The 25,123-nt window shown below is 59.0% G+C and carries 16 protein-coding genes; 2 read left to right on the forward strand and 14 right to left on the reverse strand.

Annotated elements, in window-relative coordinates; genetic code table 11:
- Positions 1–23 precede the first annotated feature (23 nt).
- The 11 genes from QRN55_RS06120 to QRN55_RS06170 all read right to left on the reverse strand — a co-directional run bounded on the left by QRN55_RS06120 (position 24) and on the right by QRN55_RS06170 (position 20,162).
- Positions 24–512, reverse strand: coding sequence for a MaoC family dehydratase (locus tag QRN55_RS06120; protein WP_284775708.1), 489 nt, complete (start codon positions 510–512; stop codon positions 24–26).
- A gap of 90 nt (positions 513–602) precedes the next feature.
- Positions 603–2,552, reverse strand: coding sequence for a glycogen debranching protein GlgX (gene glgX, locus QRN55_RS06125; protein ID WP_284775710.1), 1,950 nt, complete (start codon positions 2,550–2,552; stop codon positions 603–605).
- A gap of 254 nt (positions 2,553–2,806) precedes the next feature.
- Positions 2,807–4,438 (reverse strand): alpha-D-glucose phosphate-specific phosphoglucomutase, encoded by a 1,632-nt coding sequence (locus QRN55_RS06130; RefSeq protein ID WP_284775712.1) that lies wholly within the window; start codon positions 4,436–4,438, stop codon positions 2,807–2,809.
- Positions 4,439–5,881 carry a glycogen synthase GlgA gene (glgA, locus tag QRN55_RS06135; RefSeq protein WP_284775714.1) on the reverse strand — a complete coding sequence of 481 codons (1,443 nt, stop codon included), beginning with the start codon at positions 5,879–5,881 and terminating at the stop codon, positions 4,439–4,441.
- A 5-nt stretch (positions 5,882–5,886) separates the two neighbouring features.
- On the reverse strand, positions 5,887–7,149 hold the full coding sequence (gene glgC, locus QRN55_RS06140) for a glucose-1-phosphate adenylyltransferase (protein ID WP_284775716.1): 1,263 nt from the start codon (positions 7,147–7,149) through the stop codon (positions 5,887–5,889).
- Between the two features lie 69 nt (positions 7,150–7,218).
- Positions 7,219–9,426 (reverse strand): 1,4-alpha-glucan branching protein GlgB, encoded by a 2,208-nt coding sequence (gene glgB / locus QRN55_RS06145; protein WP_284775717.1) that lies wholly within the window; start codon positions 9,424–9,426, stop codon positions 7,219–7,221.
- Positions 9,426–11,888 (reverse strand): glycogen/starch/alpha-glucan phosphorylase, encoded by a 2,463-nt coding sequence (locus QRN55_RS06150; protein WP_284775719.1) that lies wholly within the window; start codon positions 11,886–11,888, stop codon positions 9,426–9,428. The genes glgB and QRN55_RS06150 overlap by 1 nt, the downstream gene beginning before the upstream one ends.
- 227 nt (positions 11,889–12,115) lie before the next feature.
- Positions 12,116–13,348 carry a vWA domain-containing protein gene (locus tag QRN55_RS06155; protein ID WP_284775721.1) on the reverse strand — a complete coding sequence of 411 codons (1,233 nt, stop codon included), beginning with the start codon at positions 13,346–13,348 and terminating at the stop codon, positions 12,116–12,118.
- 189 nt (positions 13,349–13,537) lie between these two features.
- Positions 13,538–14,419 carry a transglutaminase family protein gene (locus QRN55_RS06160; RefSeq protein ID WP_284775722.1) on the reverse strand — a complete coding sequence of 294 codons (882 nt, stop codon included), beginning with the start codon at positions 14,417–14,419 and terminating at the stop codon, positions 13,538–13,540.
- Positions 14,420–14,422: 3 nt separating this feature from the next.
- The gene (locus QRN55_RS06165) at positions 14,423–16,831 is read right to left on the reverse strand and encodes a circularly permuted type 2 ATP-grasp protein (RefSeq protein ID WP_502871297.1); all 2,409 of its coding nucleotides are present in this window, start codon (positions 16,829–16,831) and stop codon (positions 14,423–14,425) included.
- 1 nt (position 16,832) lies between these two features.
- Positions 16,833–20,162: a transglutaminase family protein gene (locus QRN55_RS06170; protein WP_284775724.1), complete on the reverse strand. Its 3,330-nt coding sequence runs from the start codon at positions 20,160–20,162 to the stop codon at positions 16,833–16,835.
- A gap of 256 nt (positions 20,163–20,418) precedes the next feature.
- On the opposite strand from QRN55_RS06170, the gene QRN55_RS06175 reads away from it, so the two are divergent.
- A complete protein-coding gene (locus QRN55_RS06175; RefSeq protein ID WP_112498621.1) occupies positions 20,419–22,179 on the forward strand; it encodes an ABC transporter ATP-binding protein/permease in 1,761 nt (586 codons plus the stop codon).
- Between the two features lie 3 nt (positions 22,180–22,182).
- On the opposite strand, the gene QRN55_RS06180 is transcribed toward QRN55_RS06175, so the two are convergent.
- The 3 genes from QRN55_RS06180 to QRN55_RS06190 form a co-directional block, all read right to left on the reverse strand.
- Positions 22,183–22,368, reverse strand: coding sequence for a hypothetical protein (locus QRN55_RS06180; protein WP_284775728.1), 186 nt, complete (start codon positions 22,366–22,368; stop codon positions 22,183–22,185).
- 182 nt (positions 22,369–22,550) lie between these two features.
- Positions 22,551–23,327 carry a histidinol-phosphatase gene (gene hisN / locus QRN55_RS06185; protein ID WP_284775730.1) on the reverse strand — a complete coding sequence of 259 codons (777 nt, stop codon included), beginning with the start codon at positions 23,325–23,327 and terminating at the stop codon, positions 22,551–22,553.
- A 330-nt stretch (positions 23,328–23,657) separates the two neighbouring features.
- Positions 23,658–24,542: an N-formylglutamate amidohydrolase gene (locus tag QRN55_RS06190; RefSeq protein WP_284775733.1), complete on the reverse strand. Its 885-nt coding sequence runs from the start codon at positions 24,540–24,542 to the stop codon at positions 23,658–23,660.
- 182 nt (positions 24,543–24,724) lie between these two features.
- Here QRN55_RS06190 and cpdR point away from each other — a divergent pair, with 182 nt between their 5' ends.
- Complete coding sequence (gene cpdR / locus QRN55_RS06195; protein WP_027675545.1) at positions 24,725–25,087, forward strand: cell cycle two-component system response regulator CpdR; 363 nt, start codon at positions 24,725–24,727, stop codon at positions 25,085–25,087.
- Positions 25,088–25,123: the final 36 nt, after the last annotated feature.

Here is a 25,123-nt window from a genome sequence, read left to right on the forward strand (position 1 = left end):
CTCCGTCGATAAATTGCCGCTCTTCAATCCTCCTCCGGCCTATCGTCCGGGTCGAACTGGCTGATTGTAATCCAGCGTGCCGTCAACGCTGGCTTCTTTTCGTCCTCGATTTCCACCGTCACGTCATAGGTGTTCATCAGCATCGCGCCACCGCGAAAGCGGGCTTCGGCCAGGGTGAAGTGACCGCGGATGCGGGCACCGCTTTTGACAGGGGCGACGAAGTGGAGTTTGTCGAAGCCGTAATTGATGCCCATTGTCTGTTCTCGGATTTTGGGCAGGGCGCTGTAATTCATGGCTGACAACAGGGACAGCGTCAGAAAGCCGTGGGCGATGGTGCCGCCGAACGGGCTTTCTGCGGCGGCGCGTTGCGGATCTGTGTGGATGAACTGGTCGTCCAGCGTGGCTTTGGCGAAGGCGTCGATCATCGCCTGATCGACAGTGATCCAGTCGGATATTCCAACTTCGGAACCGACAAGGTCTTTTACCTCGGACAGAGAGATTTCCTTGGGCATGGTTCCTCGCGACAAATGTTACGAAAGCAGCAGGGCGGAGTTTACAGGGGCAAGGCTAAAGAACAATCTTGTTTTTGCATCGCAGCAAACTCACCGGATGTAAAATACGACGGAGCGGGCGGGCAGGTAGGCCGGATTGCCGAAATCCGTGCCCAATGGCTTCCAGTCTCCCGGCAAGGTGAAGGGCACGACATCGCGGCTGCGGTTGAAGAGAATGGCCAGTTCGGCAGGTATGTCATGATGATTGTCATGGGTTTTCAACACCATGGCCAGTGGTACGCCTTGGGAGTCTTCCCAGTCCGCCACAGACATCGGCGCGCCGGTGGCCGAGAGCCATCGCACATCATCGGTGTTGGACGAGAAAAACGTGTCCTGCGAGAAAACATCGAAGCGTTTGCGAAGTGCGGAGAGATAGGCCGTGTGGGCGATGATTTCGGGTGATAGATTTGCCCAATCTACCCAGGTGATGGCGTTATCCTGGCAATAAGCATTGTTGTTGCCGCGCTGGCTGCGCCCGCCCTCATCGCCTGCCGTCAGCATGATGGTGCCACGGGTGACGAACAGCGTCGACAGTAGGGATTTGACATCGGCAATGCGCGCCGTGTTGATCGTCGGGTCGTCCGTCAGGCCCTCGACACCGTTGTTCCAGGAGTGGTTTTCGTTGTGACCATCCCGGTTGTCTTCGCCATTGGCATCATTGTGCTTGTGGGCGTGGGAGACGAGATCGAAGAGCGTGAAGCCGTCGTGGGCGGCGAGGAAATTGATGCTGCGGGTACGGGTGCGGTTATGGCGCGAAAAAATGCCGGATGAGCCTGCCAGCGCATCCGCCAACGCACCGGTCGGCCCATCATCGCCACGCCAGTAGCGGCGAAGATCATCGCGGGCACGGTCGTTCCATTCGAGGAAGTTGTCGGGAAAATTGCCGAGCTGGTAACCGCCGGGACCGATGTCCCAAGGCTCGGCAATCATGATGCGATCGTGCAGGATTGGGTCGGTGTGCATAGCATGGAGCGTCTGCGACGCCATATCGAAGCCATCGTCCGTGCGGCCCATGATGGGGGCGAGGTCGAAGCGGAAGCCATCCACGCCCGCATGGACCACAAAATGGCGCAACGTATCGAGGATGAGGCGACGCACATGCGGATGGTCGCAAGCAACGGTGTTGCCGGTGCCGGTATCGTTGACCAGCATGCCGGGGTTGTCTTTTGCGTGGCGATAATAGCTGAGATTATCGAGCCCGCGTAGCGATAGTGTCGCGCCGAAACGGTCGCTTTCGCCGGTGTGGTTGAAGACCAGATCGAGAATAGTGCCGATGCCGTTTTCATGCAGGGTTGCTACCGTATCGCGCAGCTCTTCAACGCCGCCGGGGCAAAGGCGCGGGTCGAGCGCCATGAAGCCGACGGGGTTGTAGCCCCAGCCATTGGTGAGACCGAGTGGCGGCAGGTGGCGCTCATCGATCCAGGCGGTGATGGGCATGAGTTCGATGGCATCGACGCCGATCGTTTTGAGGTGGGCGATGATGGCAGGGTGGGCGAGTGCGGCAACGGTGCCTCTGATCGCTTCGGGCACATCCGGGTGCAGCATAGTAAAGGGTTTGACGGCGATTTCGTAGATCAGGCCGCCAGGGGAAAACTGCGGCGGTTGCCTTGGGGGTGGCGCGTGATGTCGCACGATCGCCTTCGGCATTGCGGCGGATGTGTCTTCGCCGAACGTGTAGAGACTCGGATCGTGGGCGAATGGTCGGTCTATTTCCGTTGCGTAGGGGTCGAGCAGCAGTTTTGACGGGTCGAGCCATAGGCCGTGGTCCGGCGCGTAGATGCCGTTGGCACGGAAGTTGTAGCGGGTGCCGACTGGGGCGTTGGTGGTGATGCTGTGGATGTTGTTCTCATCGCGCTGCATCAGGATGCGAGCGGTTTCGGTGGTGCCGGTCGGGTCGAAGATGCAGAGGTCGATCTGTGAGGCGTGGCGGGAGTAGACGGAGAATGCCGTGCCGTTTGCCGTGGGGATGGCGCCTTGGGGGGAAACGGTGGGGCTGGGCATCGGGGTTCCGTTCGTTGAGGTTGCGTCAGCGCTTTAAGGCTTGTGGGTGGGGCTTTACCCCCTCTGTCCTGCCGGACATCTCCCCCTCAAGGGGGGAGATCAACTCGTGGCGGCCTCTGGGCAATCTCTGACGTCAAGATTGGGGCGATGTTGGTGCGCCTAGCTAATCTCCCCACCTGAGGGGGAGATGCCCGGCAGGGCAGAGGGGGGTGAGTCACACCCACTGCCCTAACCGAAAACCGCGATCGCGACCGTTACGTAATAACCGTCGGAGCATCACGCCCCGTGTGCTTTTTGATCCCCGCAATCGCATCTGCCACAGAGATCAGATCGGCCAGAGCCGCCTGCGTTTCGATATTGTGGCGCGACGCATCGGCTTCGTAGCGTTCGACATAAAGCCGAAGCGTAGCACCAGACGTGCCGGTGCCCGACAAGCGGATGACGATGCGGGAGCCGCCTTCGAAGAGGATGCGGATGCCCTGGTTCTTGCTGACGGACTGGTCGACCGGATCATTGTAAGCGAAGTCGTCGGCGGACTTAACCTTCAGCGCGCCATAGGTGGTGCCGGGCAGGGTGGCCAGCTTTTCGCGTAGGATGGAGACGAGCGTGTTGGCGGCGTCGCTGTCGACCTCTTCATAGTCGTGGCGTGAATAGTAGTTGCGGCCATATTCGGCCCAATGCTTGGTGACGATGTCCTTGACGCTTTCCTTGCGGCTGGCCACGATGTTCAGCCAGAAGAGTACGGCCCAGAGACCATCCTTTTCTCGGACATGGTTGGAGCCGGTGCCGAAGCTTTCTTCGCCGCAGACGGTGACTTTGCCAGCGTCCAGCAGGTTGCCGAAGAATTTCCAGCCGGTTGGCGTTTCATACATGCCGATGCCGAGCTTTTCGGCAACGCGGTCTGCGGCGGCACTTGTCGGCATGGAGCGGGCGATGCCGGCAATGCCGGAGGCGTAACCGGGTGCGAGTGTCGCATTGGCAGCGATGATGGCGAGGCTGTCGGATGGGGTGACGAACATGCCCTTGCCGACCACCATGTTGCGGTCGCCGTCACCATCGGATGCTGCGCCGAAATCCGGGCCGTCGGCGCTCATCACGTCGTCATACATGTCCTTGGCGTGGACGAGGTTCGGGTCCGGGTGGTGGCCACCGAAGTCTGGCAGGGGAACGGAATTCCAGACGGAACCCGATGGCGCGCCGAGGCGCTTTTCGATGATTTCGACCGCGTAAGGGCCGGTAACCGCGCTCATCGAGTCAACCACCACCTTGAAGCCGCTTGAGATCAGGTTGCGGATAGCGCCGAAATCAAACAGCTCTTCCATCAGTGTGGCGTAGTCGGCCACGGGATCGATGACTTCGACTGTCATGCCAGCCACATCGGAACTGCCGATGGTGTCGAGATCGATATCGGCGGCCTCGGCAATCTTGTAGGTCTGGATATTCTTCGTGCGGTCGAAGATGGCGTCGGTGATTTTTTCCGGGGCCGGGCCGCCATTGCCGATATTGTACTTGATGCCGAAGTCTTCGTTGGGGCCGCCGGGGTTATGGCTGGCGGAGAGAACGATGCCGCCAAAGGCCTTGTATTTGCGGATGATGTTGGACGCCGCAGGCGTTGAGAGAATGCCGCCTTGACCAACCAGAACCTTGCCGAAACCGGCGGCGGCGGCCATCTTGATCGCCTTCTGGATGACTTCGCGATTGTAATAACGACCGTCGCCGCCGATCACCAGCGCTTGGCCCGCAAAGCCTTCAAGGCTGTCGAATATCGACTGGATGAAGTTTTCCGCGTAGTTTTCCTGCGCGAAGACCGGCACTTTCTTGCGCAGGCCCGATGTGCCGGGCTTCTGGTCCTGAAATGCTGTGGTCTGAACGGTCTTGATGGTCATTTACTGGCCTTTCGAAATAAGTTGGGCGTAGAGCGCGGCGTAAAGGCCAGCGCTTTTTTCCCAGGAAACATCCGATTTCATGCCCTGCTTCTGCATCTGCGTCCACAGTTTCTGATCGTGATAATAGCGCACCGTGCGCCTGATAGCCTGTCGCAGGCCTTCTGGCGTGATCGACGTGAATTGCACGCCGGTCGCCACCTTCGCGGCAACGGCTGCGTGGTTGGCATCGATGACCGTATCGTTCAGCCCGCCGTTTCGCGCAACGACCGGGATACAGCCGTAACGCAGCGCATAAAGCTGGGTCAGGCCGCAGGGTTCGAAGCGCGAGGGAATGATGATGGCATCGCAGCCCGCCTGCATGAGGTGAGACAGCGGTTCGTTGTAGCCGATGGCGACGCCGACGCGGCCCGGATGGCGCGATGCTGCGGCCAGAAGTGCACCTTCCAGCGCAATTTCGCCAGCGCCCAGCACGACCAGACGTCCGCCCATCGCGACGATGTCATCCACCACCTCGGTGACGAGATCGATGCCCTTCTGCCATGTCAGGCGCGAGACCACGCAAAACAGCGGCCCGTCCCCCTGATCGATGCGGAAATGATTGGCGACCGAAACCTTGTTGCGCGCCCGCAGCTTGAGGTTGGCGGCGGAGTAATTGTCGTTGATGAGGTGGTCGGTCGCGGGGTTCCAGACCTCTGCGTCGATACCATTGACAATACCGTGCATGACATGGGCGCGGCTTCTGATAACGCCATCCAGCCCCATGCCGAATTCCGGTGTCAGAATTTCCTCGGCATAGGACGGGCTGACCGTGCTAATGGCCGTCGATGTCTGCACGCCGCCTTTGAGGAAGCTGATATCGTTGTAGTATTCGATACTTTCCGTGTTGAAGGCATGGGCGGGCAAGCCCAGCTGGCTGAAGATATTGGCGCCGAACTGACCTTGAAACGCGATGTTGTGGATGGTTAGAACGCTTGGAATTTCCGGGATTTCGGCATAGCGCATGTAGACGGGCGCCATGGCCGCCTGCCAGTCATGGGCGTGCAGCAGGTCCGGTTGCCAATCCGCCAGCTTGCCCTGCGCAATCTGAGCTGCGGCCAGAGACAGGGCTGCGAAGCGCTTCCAGTTGTCCTCGAAATCCTTGCCGGTCGAATCGAGGTAGGGGCCAGCCGGGCGGTCGAAGTAAGCGGGTGCATCGAGGATCAGGAGGTCCAGCCCCTCATGATGCGCTTCCAACAAATCGGCGCTTTCGCCCAAGAGGTCGGTGAATTCGGCGATCTTGACCGCATCCGATACCGCCGCCTTGACGGCGGGGTAGCCGGGAACCAGCGTGCGGGTGGTAACGCCATAGGCTTTCAGCGCGATGGGAAGCGCGCCAGCGACATCGGCGAGCCCCCCTGTCTTGATGAGTGGATAGACTTCGGATGCAACCGACAGAACATTCATGGGGTCTACAAATCCAGCTTGTCGATCATCGATTGGGTGATGAGGCAAATGCCGCTATCTGTCCGGCGGAAGCGCTTTGCGTCCAGGTCATGGTCCTCTCCAACGACGAGCCCTTCGGGAATGACGACGCCATGGTCGATGACCACGTTGCTGAGCTGCGCGTGGCGTCCGATTTTCACACTCGGCAGCACAACGGCATTCTCAAGGCGTGAGTAGGAATTGGCACGGACACCCGTGAACAACAGGCTGCGGTTAAGCGACGAGCCGGAGATGATGCAGTCACCCGCGACAACAGACGAGGTGGCCGAACCCCGGCGGTTTTCATCGTCATGCACGAATTTGGCAGGCGGCAGGATTTCCGCATAGGTCCAGATCGGCCAGGACTTGTCGTAGATGTCGAGGTCGGGAACGATATCGGTCAGGTCGATATTGGCCTGCCAGTATGCATCGATGGTACCGACATCGCGCCAGTACGGACCATTTTCAAAATCGGAACGTACGCAAGACGAGGCGAAACGGTGGGCTACGGCCTTACCATGCTGAACGATGTGGGGAATGATGTCCTTGCCGAAATCGCGACTGGAATTCGGGTCGGCGGCATCGCGGCGCAGGCATTCCATCAGGAATTTCGTGTGGAAGACGTAAATGCCCATGGACGCCAGGGCGAAATCAGGATTGCCGGGAATGCCCGGTGGATCGGCGGGCTTTTCGATGAAATCGATGATTTCATCCTTATCGTTGACGTGCATGACGCCAAAGCCGACGGCTTCCATGCGCGGCACTTCCAAGCAGCCGATGGTGACATCGGCACCGCTGTCCACATGCTGTTGCAGCATGTATTCATAGTCCATCTTGTAAATGTGGTCGCCCGCCAGAATGACCATATATTCCGGGCCGTGGGACTCGATGATGTCGATGTTCTGGAAGACCGCGTCGGCGGTGCCTTCATACCACTGCGTTTCGGACACGCGCTGGGAGGCGGGCAGAATGTCGAAGCTTTCATTGCGTTCCGGGCGGAAGAAGTCCCAGCCGCGCTGGAGGTGGCGGATAAGGGAGTGTGCCTTGTACTGGGTGGCAACGCCGATGCGGCGAATACCGGAATTGAGTGCATTCGACAGGGCGAAATCGATGATGCGCGCCTTGCCGCCGAAATAGACGGCAGGCTTTGCGCGACGGTCGGTGAGTTCCTTCAGGCGGCTGCCACGGCCACCAGCAAGCACATAGGCCATTGCATCACGTGCCAGTGGCTGAATTCTTTTTTCACTCATTGCATTCCTCCCATAAAATTCCCGTATTTTCTTTCATGTCTCCGCACCGGGCCTTGCGGCCCCGCAGGGTCAAGCTTCCAGTTCCAGCATGATGACGGCAAGCGGCGGCAATGTCAGCGTCGCTCCGATCGTGCCGCCTGCATCGACGGCCTGCACGCGTCCGCCATTGCCTTTGCCGGTGCCGCCGTAAATCTCGGCATCGGTGTTGAGAACCTCGCGCCAGCGGCCGGCGGTGGGCAGCGGCACGTAGAAATTCTCGCGATAGACAGGCGTCAGGTTGCTGATGACCGCCACCGGTTTTTCACCGGGTGCCAAGCGAAGCCATGCAAAAACGGAGTTTTCATGGTCATCCGCCGAAAGCCACTGGAAGCCCTCCGGTTCACAATCGCGCGCATGCAGCGCTGCCTTGGAGCGGTACATGAAATTGAGATCGCGCACGAGGCGGCGCATGCCCTCATGCATGTGATATTGCAGCAGGTTCCAGTCGAGTGAGGTCTTCTCGCTCCATTCGCTCCACTGTGCGAATTCCTGGCCCATAAACAGCAGCTTCTTGCCGGGATAACCCCACATGAAGGCGTAATAGGCGCGAAGATTGGCGAATTTTTGCCAGTCGTCACCCGGCATCTTTGCAATCATCGAGCCCTTGCCGTGCACGACCTCATCATGGGAAATCGGCAGGACGAAGTTTTCTGAGAAGGCATAGAGTAGGCCGAAGCTGAGTTCCTGATGGTGGAACTTGCGGTGCACAGGCTCGCGCTGGAAATAGCTCAGCGTGTCATGCATGAAGCCCATGTTCCACTTAAAGCCGAAACCGAGACCGCCCTCATGAACCGGCTGCGATACCTTCGGCCACGAGGTGGATTCTTCGGCGATGGTCATAACGCCGGGGTGGTTGCCGTAAATCAGCGTATTCATCTGCTGAAGGAAGCGGACCGATTCGAGGTTTTCGCGCCCGCCATATTCGTTGGGCACCCACTCGCCTTCCTTGCGGGAATAATCGAGGTAGAGCATGGACGCCACGGCATCGACACGCAGGCCGTCGAGATGGAATTTCTCGGCCCAATAGAGTGCGTTGTTGATCAGGTAAGACATGACCTCGACGCGACCGAAATTGTAGATCGCGGTATTCCAGTCCGGGTGGAAACCCTGACGTGGATCGGCATGTTCGTAAAGGGCCGACCCATCGAACCATTTCAGGCCATGTTCGTCTGTCGGGAAGTGGGCGGGTACCCAGTCCAGAATGACGCCGATGCCAACCTTGTGGGCGCCGTTGACGAAGCGGGCAAAGCCTTCCGGTTCACCGAAACGCGCGGTTGGCGCGTAGAGACCCGTCGTCTGGTAACCCCAGGACGGATCATAGGGGTGCTCGGTTAAAGGCATGAATTCGATATGGGTAAAGCCCATATCGGCGCAGTAGGGGATGAGCCTGGCGGCCAGTTCGTCCCATGTCAGAAACTCGCCATTGTCGTTGTACTGCCACGATGAGGCATGCACTTCGTAAATGCTGATCGGCTGGCGGCGCTGGTCTATGCTGGCCCAGTGCTTGCGGTGTGCCTCATCGCTCCAGTCCTGAACCAGTTCCGGTGTGGTGACCGAGGCGTTCTTCGGGCGCAGTTCGGCGCGGCGAGCATAGGGGTCGGCTTTCAATGGCAGCAATTCGCCATGCGGGCCGATGATCTCGAATTTGTAGCTGCAACCGGCGTAAACGTCCGGCGCAAAGATTTCCCAGATGCCGGTGTCCTTGCGGAAGCGCATGACATGGCGGCGGCCATCCCAATTGTTGAAATCACCGACGACCGACACGCGCCGGGCATTCGGTGCCCAGACGGCGAAGTGAAAACCTTCCACGCCTTCCAGCTTCAACGGGTGCGCGCCCATCTTGTCGAACAGGCGCAGATGCGAGCCTTCCCGCACGAGGTAGTCGTCCATGGGGCCGAGAACGGGACCGAAACTATAGGGATCGGTCACCGCCCACTCTGCATCGTCACGCAGGGCTCTGTAGCGAACAGGCTGGCGCTTCGAAATCTCGATCGGCCCTTCGAAGAAGCCATCCGCATCGGTGCGCGTCAGTTCCCCGGCGACCGTGCCATCGAGCGTCATGACCGTGACTTCTTCCGCACCGGGAATGAAGCAACGAGCCACGAAGCCGTCCGGCGTCTGGTGAACGCCGAGCACGGCAAAGGGGTTGGAATGCAAACCGCTCTTGATTGCCTCGATTTCCGCCGGGTTGATGGCGCCAGTCTTTTTGTCGTCGGCAGTGTTGAGCGGTTTCTTCATCAGGCCCTCCAGATTTCGGTTGCATATTGCCGGATCGTCCGGTCGGACGAGAACCAGCCCATGCGTGCCGTATTGCGTACGGTTTTTTCGTACCAGCTCGAAGGATCGCTCCAGATTGCGTCGACATCACGCTGTGCCTGGGCGTAAGCGTCGAAATCGGCGGCGACCATGAACCAGTCGTTGTTGTAGATGCCGTCCATCAGTTCCGAAAAACGGGACCGGTCGTCAGGCGAGAAGACGCCAGAGGCGATGGATGACAGCGCCTGCGACAGTTCAGCGGAATTTTCGATGATGGCACGCGGATCGTGACCTTCCGAACGTGCCTGCGAGACCTCTTCTGCGGTCTTGCCGAAAATGACGATATTGTCCTTGCCGACGTGCTCCAGCATTTCGACATTGGCACCGTCGAGCGTGCCAATGGTCAGCGCGCCGTTCAGACCGAATTTCATGTTGCCGGTGCCGGATGCTTCCATGCCAGCCGTGGAGATCTGTTCGGACAGATCAGCCGCCGGAACCATGATTTCCGCAAGGGACACGTTATAATTTGGAATGAAAACCACTTTCAGAAGACCCCGCACCGCCGGATCGTTATTGATGACACGCGCGATATCATTGGCGAGCTTTATGATCAGCTTGGCGTTGTGATAACTCGGTGCTGCTTTGCCAGCGAAGAACTTAACGCGTGGCACCCAATCCAGTTCCGGGCGTGAGCGGATTTGATCATAAAGAGCAACGGCTTCGACGAGGTTCAGAAGCTGGCGCTTATATTCGTGAATGCGCTTGATCTGGATGTCGAACATGGCTGATGGGTCAAGGCGGATGCCCATGCGCTGCGCCACCACATTGGCAAGCCGAACCTTGTTCTGCCGCTTGATTTCAGCAAACTTTTCGCGGAAGCCCTTGTCTTCGGCAAAACGGTCGAGTGTGACAAGCTTTTCGGCGTCGTCCAGAAATTCATCGCCAATGGACTGGCGGATGAGGTCCGTCAGGCCCGGATTGCACTGCATCAGCCAGCGGCGTGGGGTGATGCCGTTGGTCTTGTTGTTGATGCGGTCCGGGTAGAGCTTGTGCAGGTCGGAAAACACCGTGACCTTCATGAGCTCTGTGTGAAGCGCCGACACGCCATTGATGGAATGCGAGCCGATGAAGGCGAGATTGCCCATGCGTACCCGACGTTCTCCGCCTTCTTCGATCAGCGAAATGGAGCGGACCTGCTGGTCGCTCATCGTCTGTTCCTTGCGGGCAACCAGAAGGGTGTTGGCATTGATCGCGTAGATGATCTGCATGTGACGTGGCAGCAGGCGTTCCAGCAGCGGCACTGGCCAGCTTTCCAGCGCTTCGGGCAGAAGCGTGTGGTTGGTGTAGGAGAAGGTTCCGCGCGTCAGTGTCCAGGCTTCCTCGAATTCCATGCCGTGAATATCACACAGCAGGCGCATCAATTCGGCGATGGAAATGGCCGGATGCGTGTCGTTGAGCTGGATGGAGACCTTTTCCGGCAGATTTGTCAGGTCAGGATATTGCTGTAAGTGGCGGCGCAGAATGTCCTGAAGCGAGGCCGACGAGAAGAAATATTCCTGGCGCAGACGCAGCTCCTGACCGGCAGGATTGGCATCCGCAGGGTAGAGAACGCGGGTCAGGGCCTCGGCCTTGTTGCTTTCGCGGAGAGCACCGATGTGGTCGCCCGCATTGAAGGCGTCGAGCAGAATCGGGTCGATCGGCTGGGCCGACCAGAGGCGCAGCGTGTTGACGCGGGTGCCGCGCCAGCCGACGACCGGCGTGTCGAAGGCGGTGGCGATGACGCGCTCGGCAGGCTTCCAGACGAAGCGCTGCGGCTCTTCATAACCGCCGACGGTCTCGACGGAACCGCCGTAACCGATTTCGTAGGAGCTTTCGCGACGCTCGAATTCCCAGGGGTTGCCGTGGGCAAGCCATGTCTCGGGCAGTTCCACCTGCCAGCCGTCTGCCATCTGCTGGCGGAACAGGCCGTGCACGTAGCGGATGCCGTAGCCATAGGCCGGGATATCGACGGTCGCCATGGATTCCATGAAGCAGGCAGCGAGACGGCCAAGGCCGCCATTGCCAAGGGCCGCATCGGGCTCCAAACCGGCAATGACGTCGAACTCGACACCCAGCGATGTCAGCGCATCCTTGATTTCGCCCATGAGGCCGAGATTGGAGATGGCATCGCGCATCAGGCGACCGATGAGGAATTCCAGCGACAGATAATAAACGCGCTTGCTGTCGTGCTGGTAGGCCTTACGGGTGGATTCCATCCACTTGTCGATGACGCGGTCTCTGATGACCAGAATGGTGGCGGTCAGCCAGTCATGCGGCTTTGCAACCTTGACGTCCTTGCCGATGCGGTAGGTCAGTCGCTCGATGATTTCGGAAGCGAGAACTTCCGGTTCCGAACTACGCGGGGCGGGACGAGGAAGATCGTTGGTAACGAGTTTATTGATCATTGGTCGGTCAGCACCTTGTTGGGAGGAGAGTGTCTGATTCTGTCGATCCGGCATGCCAGCTATACCAGTGATTTATGCACCGATATCGGGCCGTGGCAACAGCCGTTTTGTCGGAAACGTGAATGACTTAGAGAGATATGACAGGGTTATGGACATGAGGTGAAAATAACAAAAAACCACGAAAACCGATGTGGTTTCCGTGGTCTATCAAATAGGCGTTAAGGATTTCAGTTGGTCAGGCGGCTGACATTTCCAGAGGCTTTTCGGGCGATATCACCAAAGGCAGCGACGATTTCTTCCATATTTTCCGGCGCGTAATAGTTGTCCGCGCTGGTGGCGCAGGCCTGGAGAAGCGATTTGCCCTTGGGCGGCGCCATGAAGGCGACGGTGAAGATGTCGATATCGTCGGCCTTCGCTTTGGCGCAGGTGGCGCGCACTGAAGCATCCACCGCCGCGTTCCAGCTGTTGCTCGATCCGGTCATTTCACCATCCGTCATCAAAACAATGTATCGCTTGAACGACAGATTGCCTTTCTTCTTGTGCTCATCACCTTCTTTGGTGTTGGTACTTTTCAGTGCGTTGAAGGCGGTAATGAGCGCGGCGTCCGCATTGGTTCCGCCTTCCGGGACGAGCGGGATGGCTTGCACATAGGCATTGGCCTTTTGCGTTCCCCAGTCGATATCCTGCCCGGCAAAGCTTTTGTCGTTATAGGCGATTGCACCGGTGCGAATAAAAGTCGATTCAGGTGATCCGCTCGCCTTGTAGCTGATATCGGATGTGTTGAGGGTCGCCACCAGATAGTTGACGGCGGTTTTGAGCGAGGTGCTCTTTGCCACGTAACACGGGCTCGAGGCTTTAACCGTCGAGGGCTTCGAGGTCCAGTTCTCCACCGTGAAATTCTGACAGGAGCTTTTGCTTTTGTCGATCGTGTCGGTCTTGAAGGACATTGAGCCGGAGCGGTCCAGGACAAGATACATCGATAGCGGCGAGCCGTTGTTGAAGCTGCTCTCGGATGTGCTGGTGGCGCTGAGTGTCAGCGTTTTGGCGCCGATGAAGCTTAGCAGCGGGTTCAGCGGCATTCGATAGCTGACGGTGGTGGCGATGCGGAAGCCATCGCCCTTGGATGTCTTGAACCGGGAAGCGACCGAGTTGACGTTCTCGTCCAGCTCTTGCTTTTGAGCTGGGTTCAGTTCCTTTGCGAAATCCGCCGAACCGAGGAAGAGTTTCACTTCTGCCTTGAGCTGGTCGTCGCTCAACTTGCCCTCGGTCTCACGAAACTTGGTGGCGGCAGCAAGCGTGCCCGAATCGGCTGCGTTTTGGAGATCGGATTTGACCTGCAGGGCCTTGGTCAGTTCAAGTCCAGCGCCCGCAAAACCCATCAGCAAAGGCAGCGTCAGCGCCGTCATCATGGCAAAATTGCCCTGCCTGTCGCTCAGCAGCGCACGCATCCGTTTCGTCATTCCGGCCCCATTGAACATCATGTCCGCCCGTTCGATTATCGTATGGATTCACCACTACCTACAGGCGATGTAGATTTTCCTAACGTAACGTGAGCAAATTTATCGAGTGCTCGAAACGGGACGGGTTTTTGTCGTGAAACGAGGCTCTGTGCCGTTGCGACACGGGTTTCATTCCATTTTGGTGCAGCCTCAATGCTTGACGGGAATGACGTCGACGGCCTGCGTGGTCTGCTGGTTGCCGTAGCTTTTCAGCACGCCGATAACAGGGGCGATATCGGCGTAATCTCGACCGTAGCCGACGACGATGTGGTCGCTGCCAGCGACGATGTCATTGGTGGGGTCGAGTTCGATGTAACCCGTCGCCTCTCCACACCAGACGCGCACCCAGGCATGCATGGCGTCTGCACCTTCCAGCCGTTCCTTGCCCGCTGGCGGGATGGTGCGCAGGAAGCCGCTGACGTAACCGGCAGGAATGCCGAGGCTGCGCAGTGCCGAAATCATGATATGCGAGAAATCCTGGCAAACGCCGCGTTTTAGCTTGAAGGCTTCTGCCGGTGTGGTGTCCACCGTGGTGGCCTCGCCATCATATTTGAAGTCCTTGTAGATGCGCTTGCACAGCGCCATCGCGATTTCGCGGATGCTCATGCCGGGCTGGATCGTTTCGCGAGCATAGGCCGCGATGGCGGCGTTCTCACCGATGCGCGGGCTGATGCCTGCCAGATGATGCGGTGACTGTGGATCGAGCGACCAGACGCTGGCCAGTTCGGCGGGCAGTCTCGCAAGTTGCGGCGAGAAATCTGCCGTCAGAGACGGGCTCTCCACGGACACGCGAGCCTGCATGCGGATATCCAGCTTGTCGTGGGAGGCGCGCAGGAAAACGGACGTAGCGCTTTGCTGGAAAAAATCATCGAAGACGGTGCGCTCATCCGGGGAGGGGGAAACGCTGAGCGTGCCTGCGATCAGCCTTTGCCTGCCGGGGATGGACAGCGGCATGATGCGGATGATGTGGCGCGCGCCGGATGCCAGCGTATCGTAGATATAGCCCATGTGCAGCGTCAGATCGTAAAGCATGGGTTATCCGAGATATGTCTGGGCGAGAAGGTCCGAGAGGTGTTCGAGATCCTGCTCCAATTGCCTGAAGACGGCGGGCGACAGGTTTTCTGGCGTCATCACGGCGAGGCCGGAGTGGACCCGCATCACTTCGCGGTAGAAGGGCGACATCTGCCCGTTGACGAAGGCGTTGGGTAGTTGCTCCACCTCGGTGCGGATTTCGTTGAGCTGGAAGAGGATGGAGCGCGGGTTGAGCGGATCGAGGCCAAGCAGGTCCATTACCGTCAGTGCTGCCGTGTTGACGTTGTAGCGGCGGCGATGGGTCATGACGCTGTCGCCGATTTCGAGCAGCATGTCATGGGAACCGTCAGGCGCATCCGGCCCGCTCATATGGCCCAGAAGACGGGTGAGATGCAGGCCGCGTTCCAGATAACGACCGATGGACAGGAACCGCCAGCCGGTGAAGCGGTACATGTTTTCATGCACCAAACCGGCAAAGCCCGCCAGCTTGCGCAAGAGAACCGTCATGGCGTGGGTGGCGTCATCACCCGCGGCCACCTTGCTCTGGAAGCGGCGGGCGGTTTTGGCCAGATCGTTCAGCGCCAGCCAGCCATCGGGTGAGAAACGGTCTCTGATATTGCTGGCGGAATAAATGGCGCTGTTGAGATTGGCGATGAGGCTTGCGGGAACGGCTTCCTCTACGTCAATATCCACGGTTTCGAGGTATTCGGTGACGTGGGCCAGAAGCGGCTGCTTCGGATCGGCGGATTCAGCATAGCGAGCGTGCCATGCGCGCAGGATGCGTAACGCCCCTTCTGCGCGCTCGATATAACGGCCCAGCCAGAAGAGATTATCGGCGGCGCGGCTCGGCAGGCTGCCGGGCATGTTGCGGATGAAGTTTTCTTCCGCTGGCAAAAGCGTGGTGCGTTCCACCGGCTTGTCGGAGACGATCCAGACATCGGCAGCACTGCCGCCTGCCTGCATGGCGATGGCCGCGGTATCGTTGCTGCGGCCGATGCGGGCAAAGCCGCCGGGCATGACCTGCCAGCCATCCTGCGTACGGGCCGCGAAGACGCGCAAGCTCATAGGGCGGGGCACCAGTTTGCCATCGACAAAAGCGGGGGTTGTGGACAGCGTGACGACTTCCTGGCCGACGAGCTTGTGGCCGTCGCTTGCCAGCCAGTCACCGATGGAATCCTTGGCCGTTTCGCGCAGCGAAGAACCGAGAACCGACTGGCCGTTATCGTCAAAGAAGGGCAGGCGCGAGTAGGCCGGGCCGATGACCATGCGCTCGATGTTGCGCGCCACATGTTCGCGCTCAGACGGCTGGCCGCACCACCATGTGGCGATGGACGGCATGGCCAGATCTTCGCCCAGCAGATGGCGGCAGATGGCGGGCATGAAAGCCAACAGCGCGCGGGTTTCCAGAATGCCGGACCCCAGCGCATTGACCATGCTGAGCGAGCCGGAGCGCAATGCCTGCACCATGCCGGGCGTGCCGATATGGGAGTTCTGGTCCAGCTCCAGCGGGTCTGTATAGGAGGCATCCAGCCGTCGCCACAGGATGCCGATGGGCTTCAGGCCCGCGACCGTGCGAACCATGACGCGGTTGTTGACGACGGTGAGGTCCTCGCCTTCCAGCAGCATGAAGCCGAGATAGCGGGCGATGTAGGCGTGTTCGAAATAGGTCTCGCTAGCGGGGCCGGGCGTCAGAACCGCGATGCGATCATCCGGATGCTGGCGGTGGGATTGCAGCGTATCGCGAAACGCGCCGAAGAAGGATGCAAGGCGGTGGACATGGGCTTCGGCGTAGATGTCGGAAAAGGCGCGGGTGGTGGCCACGCGGTTTTCCAGCGCAAAGCCCGCACCTGATGGGGCCTGCGTGCGGTCTGCCAGCACCCACCAGTTGCCATCAGGTCCACGACCGATTTCGAACGAACAGAAATGCAGATAATGGCCGTCTGCGGGTTTTACACCTGCCAGAGGGCGCAGATATTCCGGGTTGGAGGCGAGCAGCGAAGGCGGCACGTAACCCTGCTGGACCAGCCGGTTTTCGCCGTAAAAATCCGCAACGATGCTTTCCAGCAGATTGGCACGCTGGATGAGGCCATGAGAGACCGCTTCCCATTCCTTCTCGTCGATCAAGACAGGAATATGCGAAATCGGCCAGTTGCGTTCGGTATTTCCCTGCGCGCTGTAGTCTCGGTAAAACACGCCTGCGTCGCGCAGGTAACGGTCGGTGCGGGAAAAGCGCTCATGCAACTCGCGCTCTTCCATGCGAGAAAGCGCGTTGACGAAGGGTTGCCAGACGGGGCGGATGCGACCGTGGATATCCAGCATCTCATCGGCAATTCCGGGCATGGAACGATAATCCAGCATGGAGGCCATGCCGGGTTTACCGCTCGTCCGTTCCATTGCCGGTGCCTTTGCCAAGTCACACTCCCTGCGGGCGTCTTAAATCAAGCGTCAGCGGGAATTCCGGCGACGCAGCTTCCGGCCACAGCGTATACTGACCGGCAGTGTGTCCCCAGGGTTCGAAACGGGCAAGCCGTCTTGCTTCCGCTTCGTTTCCGTTGACGGGGAACGTCTCATAGGTGCGACCGCCCGGATGGGCAACATGATAGATGCAGCCGCCGATCGATCGGTTCGACCATGTATCATAAATGTCGAAGGTCAACGGAGTGTTGACCGGCAAGGCCGGGTGCAGGCCCTGCGATGGTTGCCATGCCTTGAAGCGCACACCGGCGACAGAAACACCTGAATCATCCGTCTGCTTCATCGGCACGGCGCGGCCATTGCAGGCGACGGTGTAGCGGGACGGGTTGGAGGTTTCCAGCCGGACCTGCAAACGTTCGACTGACGAATCCACATAACGCACGGTGCCGCCGATGGCACCCTGTTCGCCCATGACGTGCCATGGCTCCAGCGCCTGGCGCAGTTCCAGCTTGGAGCCTTCATATTCAACCTCGCCGAAGAAGGGGAAGCGGAACTCCAGTTGGGCGGCAAACCATTCCGGCTTCACGTCGAAGCCGTTGTCTTTCAGGTCTGCGAGTACATCGAGGAAATCCGCCCAGATGTAATGCGGCAGCATGAAACGGTCGGCCAGCGCCGTACCCCAGCGCACGAACTTGCCACCAACGGGGTTCTTCCAGAAGCGTGCGATAATGGCGCGCACCAGCAATTGCTGGGCCAGCGACATGCGCGCATTGGGCGGCATCTCGAAACCACGGAATTCCACAAGGCCGAGACGACCGGTCGGACCATCCGGCGAAAACAGCTTGTCTATGCAGATTTCGGAGCGGTGGGTGTTGCCGGTCACGTCCGTCAGGAGATTGCGGAACAGGCGGTCCACCAACCATGGCAGAGGCGGCGCGCCTTCGCCCGGCATCGGCACCTGCGCCATGGCGATTTCCAGCTCGTACATGCTGTCATGGCGGGCTTCATCGATGCGCGGTGCCTGGCTGGTCGGGCCTATGAAAAGGCCGGAGAACAGATAGGACAGCGATGGATGGCGCTGCCAGTGCAGCACGAGGCTTTTCAACAGGTCGGGACGGCGCAGGAACGGGCTGTCATTGGGGTTGGCACCGCCGACCACCACGTGATTGCCACCGCCGGTGCCAGTGTGGCGACCGTCGATCATGAACTTGTCGGCACCCAGCCGGGTCTGGCGAGCGTCTTCGTAAACGGCTGTCGTGATATCGACGCAATCCTTCCAGCTTTCAGCCGGGTGAATGTTGACCTCGATGACACCGGGATCGGGCGCGACGCGGATGACATTCATGCGCTCGTCATGCGGTGGCGTGTAGCCCTCGATATGGACGGGCAGGCCGAGATCGGTCGCTGCTGCTTCTGCGGCAGCTACCAGATCGAGATAATCTTCGATGCGTTCCACCGGCGGCATGAAGACGCAAAGACGCCCGTCGCGGGCCTCCACTGACATGGCGGTGCGCACTTCGCCGTTGATGTCGCTGATCGATTGCTCGATGCGCTCCTGCGTTGCCCCTTCCGATGCCTGAAACGACGCTTCGGGCAGAGCGCGGGCGGACGGAGCCTGGGTATCCGGTAGCGGTCCACGCGGAACCGAGGGGTCAGCCGGGTGGATATAGGGGAATTTGGATTCTGGAACATGAGGCAGGGTGCCGAGCGGAATGCGGTAGCCGACCGGACTATCACCGGGAACGAGGAAGATGCGGCCACGCCGGGTCTTCCACTTTTCGCTCATCCAACGCTTTTCGGAGGTGGCCTTGGCGTTCCATGCTTGGACCGGCAGGACATAACCTGTCGGTGTCGTCAGGCCGCGTTCGAAGACGCGGGCGATGCGGTTGCGCTCTTCCGGGTCTTTCAGTTTGGAGTTCGACGGATCGACATTGTCAGGCAGATTGCCTTCCTTGATCAGCCATTCCGCCGGGTCTTCGTAAGCGGGCAACACGAGTTCCGGTGCAATGCCGATGTTTGAGGCGATGTTGGTCAGCAGCTTCTCGGCATCTTCCGAGGTGACGCCGGTATCGGCCCCTTCGCGAGCGACCAGATCGGGATTGTGCCAGACGGGCTTGCCGTCCTTGCGCCAATAGAGCGAAAAGGTCCAGCGCGGCAGGCTTTCGCCCGGATACCACTTGCCCTGGCCGTAATGCAGAAAACCGTTGGGGGCGATGCGTTCGCGCAGCTTGCGGATCAGCACATCGGCTTTTTCCCGCTTCGTTGGCCCAACCGCGTCCGTGTTCCATTCGCCCGATTCGAAATCATCGATGGAAACGAATGTCGGCTCGCCGCCCATGGTGAGGCGCACGTCCTGCTGCGCCAGCACCTTGTCCACCTGTTCGCCCAAAGCATTCAGGCGATCCCAGCTTTCGTCCGAAAACGGCTTGGTGATGCGCGGATGTTCGGCCACGCGGGTAACCTTCATATCGAAGGCGAATTCGGTGTTCGCCTCGCCGTAATAACCACCGGAAATGGGGGCGGCATTGCTGAAATGCGGCGTGGCGGCTAGCGGCACGTGGCTTTCACCGGTCAGAAGGCCCGAGGTCGGATCGAGACCTACCCAACCCGCGCCGGGAAGATAGACTTCCGCCCAGGCGTGCAGATCGGTAAAATCCACTTCGGTTCCCGAGGGACCGTCGAGCGCCTTGAGATCGGGCGTCAATTGAATGAGATAGCCGGAGACGAAGCGGGCGGCAAAGCCGAGATGGCGCAGGATTTGCACCAGCAGCCAGCTCGTGTCGCGGCACGAGCCCTTGGCGGTTCCCAGCGTTTCCTCCGGCGTCTGCACACCGGTTTCCATGCGAATGACATAGCCGATTTCGCTTTGCAGCCTGGCATTGAGACCGACGACCATATCCACGGTCGGTTGGCCCGCCGTCCAGTCGAGGGTTTTCAGGTAGTTTTCCAGAAGTGGGCCCGTCGGCTCCGGTGTCTGGTAGATCGACAGGTCGGCTTTCAACGTTTCGGGATATTCGAAAGGCCAGTAGGTCGCGCTTTCCTCCACGAAAAAGTCGAAGGGATTGTAGACGGTCATATCCGCGACAAGATCGACCTCGATGCGGAATTCCGTTACCGGATCAGGAAAGACGTAACGCGCCAGAAAATTGCCGTAAGGGTCCTGTTGTAAATTGACGAAGTGATTGGCAGGCGAAACCTTGAGTGAGTGGCTGATGACGTGGGTGCGGGAATGCGGTGCGGGCTTCAGCCGTATGATTTGCGGTCCGAGGCGGATCGGTGTGTCGTATTTGTAGTGCGTCAGATGGTAGATGCTGGCTTTGATCGACATACTGGCCCTTGCCCGGTTTTTCCGGTTTGCGCGGATTGTCCGCCCCTCTTGATTGCTTGGACTTTGTGCAATGCACGCAAATAAAGCAAGGAACATTTCAGTGCCGGGTGGCATTGCTGCAGACCGTCTTGGTCCAGGCCATACGTGGGACGTAGACAAGCCCCCGCGTCATGCTATTGCTGTCACGACACGCACCTATAGTCGACGCCTGTAGAACTGCTGGAATTCGAATCATCATGGAAATGGCAAGGTACTGATGGCGCAAGGTAATCTGTCCACGGAGACAACCGGCCACCCGTCATTCGATCTGGATTTCAGGTCTCAGTTGAAGATGATGGGCAGTGCGTTCTGGACGTCTCCCGTCCGGGGCAGGCTGATTGCACTGATGTGCGCGCTGCTGACCATCATCCTTGTCACCGCCTACGGGCAGGTCAAGCTGAACGAGTGGAACGCGCCCTTCTATAATGCGCTGGAACGGCGCGATCTGAACTCGTTTCTGCACCAGCTTCAGGTGTTTGCGATGATCGCCGGGTCGCTGTTGCTTCTCAACGTGTTCCAGACATGGCTGAACCAGATGACGGCGCTGAACATGCGCGAAGGTCTGGCGAAAGACATGGTCGACCAGTGGTTCAAGCCGGGCCGGGCCGCAAGGCTTTCCGGCTTTGGCGCCATCGCCGTCAACCCGGACCAGCGCCTGCATGACGATGTGCGCAACCTTGCCGAAAGCAGCACGGCACTGGCCATCGGCCTCGTCAACGCCACTATTCTGCTTGTCAGCTTCATCGGTGTTCTCTGGGGTCTGTCTGCCGGTTTTGCCATAGAGATCAGCGGCAAGATGGTTGAAATACCGGGCTATATGGTCTGGGCGGCACTGATTTATGCGGGCTCGGCATCGCTGCTGAGCAACCTTGTCGGTTACCGGCTGGTGCCGCTGAATGCGGAGCGCTATTCCAAAGAAGCGGAGCTGCGCTTTTCCCTGATGCGGGCCAGCGAAAACCTGACGGCGATTACGCTGGCACGCGGTGAAAAGAACGAACGTCATCGCATCGGCGAAGATATCAACGCTGTTCTGGTCGTCATCCGTGGCCTTGCCATGGCGCTGACGCATCTGACGTGGGTATCGTCGGGCTACGGCTGGCTTGCCATCGTCGCTCCCATTCTCATCGCGGCCCCGGTCTACTTCTCCGGTCACTTGAGCTTCGGCGGGCTGATGATGGCGGTGGGCGCCTTCAACCAGGTCAATGTGGCGCTGCGCTGGTACATCGACAATTTCGGCCCGATTGCCGCGTGGAAAGCCAATTTGCAGCGGGTTTCCGTGTTTCGCAACGCGCTGATCCAGATGGACAGCGTGGAGCGCCACGGCAACGCCATCGACATCGAACGGACCACGACCGGTTCGATCCGGCTGACGTCTGTCGAGATATGCCCGGAGGTCGGCGGGCAGGACATGTCGCGGGTGTTCCGTCTGCGCGAGGCACCGGTGGAGATCAATGTCGGAGACCGGCTGATGGTCAACGGCGACCAAGGCGTCAACCGTCGCCTGTTCTTTGCCGCCATTGCCGGGCTGTGGCCGTGGGGGCGCGGCACCATTTCCATGCCGCCGCGAGAGGAAACGCTGTTCATCGCCCAGCACGGATATTTACCGGCAGCCCCGTTGCGTGAGATTCTGTGCTATCCGCGCAGCCCGCAGAAGTTCAAGGAACAGGATTTTCTGGATGCCATGCAGCAATGCGGTCTCGGCCACATCATCCCGCGTATGGACGACAATATTCGCTGGGATAAGAAGTTCGATTCCGACGAGCAAGCCTGCGTCAGGGTCGCCAATGCGGTGTTGCTGAAACCGCGCTGGCTGTTTATCGACGACCTTCTGGAAGGGCTAGAGAAAGAAACGGTCGATACGCTGTCTGCCGTGCTGGCTGGCATGACCGATACCGCGATCGTCTATATTGGCCGCTCCGAGACCATTCTTCAGGTCCTGTCGCCGCGCGTGCTGCATCTCGATCTGATCAAGGCGTAGAGCTTAGAGTTTTGCCAGCTTCGGGCTGGCGTCCACGGATGTCGTGTCAAAAACGGAGGTTGGTGTTGCCCCGCGCATGAGCGCCAGTGGTGTCGCCATGACGATGATGGCTAGAGCGAGCAAGGCAGCGATGATGGCCCAGTCGCAACGCTGCTGCTTGACGGTATTCCCACTCCAGTCATATGCCATAGCGATCCTCGCGTATATCAGTAGATGAAGATAAAAGAATTCAACGCCAGAGTGCCGTAGTATGGTTAATCAACGGTTACTTCGTCGTCTTATCGCTTTCATTTCGCGAGGATGATCCGGAATTTGGCGACATAGCGCGGTGTCGCCGTGGGAATAACAGCAACTTCAGCGCGTAATCGGGCTTACATTCCTGAAAGATGCGCAAGCGCCTGTGCATGCAGGGCCTTGCTGCCAGCGGCGATGATGCGACCGGCTGCCTCGGGCCTGCCGCCATCCCAGTTGGTGATGACGCCACCGGCCTGTTCTATGATGGGAATGAGTGCGCCGACATCATAGGGTTTCAGGCCGGATTCGATGACGAGATCGACATGACCGGCGGCCAGCAGGGCATAGGCATAGCAATCCACGCCATAGCGGAACAGGCGGACCTGTTCTTCCACCGGTTTGTAACGGGCAGCTTCCTGCGGGGTGAAGATATGCGGGGAGGTGGTGAACAGAATGGCGTCCGCCAGCGTCTCGCATTCGCGCGTCTTGATCTGTCGGTCGCCGCCGGGGCCGAAATACCAGGAGGCCTGTCCATCGGCAAAATAGCGTTCGCCGGTAAAGGGCTGGTCCATCACACCCATGGTGGCGCGGCCCGAAGACTGAAAGCCGATCAGCGTGCCCCAGACCGGCAGGCCCGAGATGAAGGCGCGGGTGCCGTCGATGGGATCAATCACCCAGACATGTTCGCGATCGATCCCCACGCTGCCGTGCTCTTCGCCCAGAATACCGTGATCAGGAAAATGCTGGGTAATCAGTGCGCGAATGGCCGTTTCCGCTGCCTGATCGCCCTCGGTGACCGGATCATATCCGCCATCCTGCTTGTTGGCGACGGCGGTGCCGATGCGAAACCGTGGCAACGTTTCGGCCTTGGCGGCATCGGCAAGACGAAAGAAGAAATCGCGATCTGGCAGCATCAGAACCTCACCATTTTGAACCCGAAGAGGACATAACCCGCTTCCATGGCTGACGTCCACCACGATGTGTCTCTGTGCCTGAAACTCAAAACGAAAGCAGTTTCGATGTCGCGGCGACCAATAAACGCGCAGCGAGCCCGAAACTGCATATAATGTAGGCGGAAATAAAATTGATTGACAAATGAGCAGGTTGTCGGTAGCTTCATGGCACAGTCTTTGACTGTAAATACCCTCCTTGGGTGTTTCCTCCCTAGACTTGACCGCGCCAAGGCGCGGTTTTTTTTGGCCGCGTGGCGGTGTTTTTAAAAAAGCGCTGGGGGAAGGAGACCGCTATTCTGCGGCGAAGGCCATGTCGAGGGCATATTCCGACACGAATGCCGAGAGCTGGCGCATGAAGGTATCGATCGCAGACTGCACGGCATAGAACTCAGCCGTTTTCAGAAGCGTTTTCTCGTCCACATACAGTGCCCGGCTGACCTCGATCTGCAAGGCGTGTAGCGAGCGGGTGGGGCGCCCGTAGTGTTCTGTTATGAAGCCACCCGCATAAGGCTTGTTGCAGACGGCGGTAAAGCCCAGCTCTTCTAGAAAATAAAGGGCGGCGCGGGAGATTTCCGCAGACGCGCTGGTGCCGTAACGGTCGCCGATGATGACGTCCGGCCGGATGTTGGAATTGGCAAGCCGGATATTGCCCGGCATGGAGTGGCAATCGATCAGCACCGCCATGCCGAAACTGGCGTGGGTTCGCGACACGAGCTTTCGCAGGCAGGCGTGGTAGGGTTTGTAGATGCTTTCGACGCGGCTGATGCCTTCATCCACGGACAGGCGATGAGCATAGATATCCATGTTCTCAGCCACGATGCGCGGCACGGTGCCAAGGCCGCCCGCCACGCGCATGGAGCCTATATTGGCGTATGACGGCAAGGCGCCATCGAACATGCGCGGATCAAGCTCATATGGCTCGCGGTTCACATCCAGATAGGCGCGGGGAAAGTTGGCCTTGAGCATAGGCGCGCCGATATCGGTCGCCCCGGAAAACAGCTCATCGACGTAATGATCCTCTGATCTTCGGATTTCATAGGCGTTCAGCCGGGATGATTCGAGGAAGGAAACGGGGTAGCAGCGACCGCTATGGGGGGAGTTATATACGAACGGAATGCTGTGAACGGCGGGTTCGTGCACCTCGAAGAGTTCGTACTCGCCCGTGACCCAGTCCATTCCGCCCCGTTTACCATGTCATAATTCTGCCAGAAGCTTCATGTTGCCAGTTAAGGCAGAGCAAGTCCATACTGTGCAGCAGTCGTCCGAGTCCTGATTCTACCGTTCACATGATATTTACTGAGAATGCGGTATGATCGCGATAAGGTAGTCCCAATAAATCAGAAGTTACGGTCATTTAAATGGTACAGAAAATTCTTCTTGCGGAAGATGACAATGATATGCGCCGCTTCCTCGTGAAGGCGCTGGAGAAAGCCGGTTACAAGGTTTCCTCCTTCGACAACGGCGCAAGCGCCTATGACCGGCTTCGCGAAGAGCCCTTCTCGCTGCTGCTGACCGACATCGTCATGCCGGAAATGGACGGCATCGAACTCGCCCGCCGCGCTACGGAGCTGGACCCTGACCTCAAGGTCATGTTCATCACCGGCTTCGCAGCTGTCGCCCTCAACGCTGATTCGAAGGCACCGAAGGACGCAAAGGTCCTTTCCAAGCCTTTCCACCTGCGCGATCTGGTCGACGAAGTGAACAAACTCCTTGTGGCGTAAGGCCTCGCATAAACCTTTCACAAAACTGAAAAAAAG

The organism is Agrobacterium sp. lyk4-40-TYG-31 (assembly GCF_030209855.1).
Lineage (GTDB): Bacteria > Pseudomonadota > Alphaproteobacteria > Rhizobiales > Rhizobiaceae > Agrobacterium > Agrobacterium vaccinii.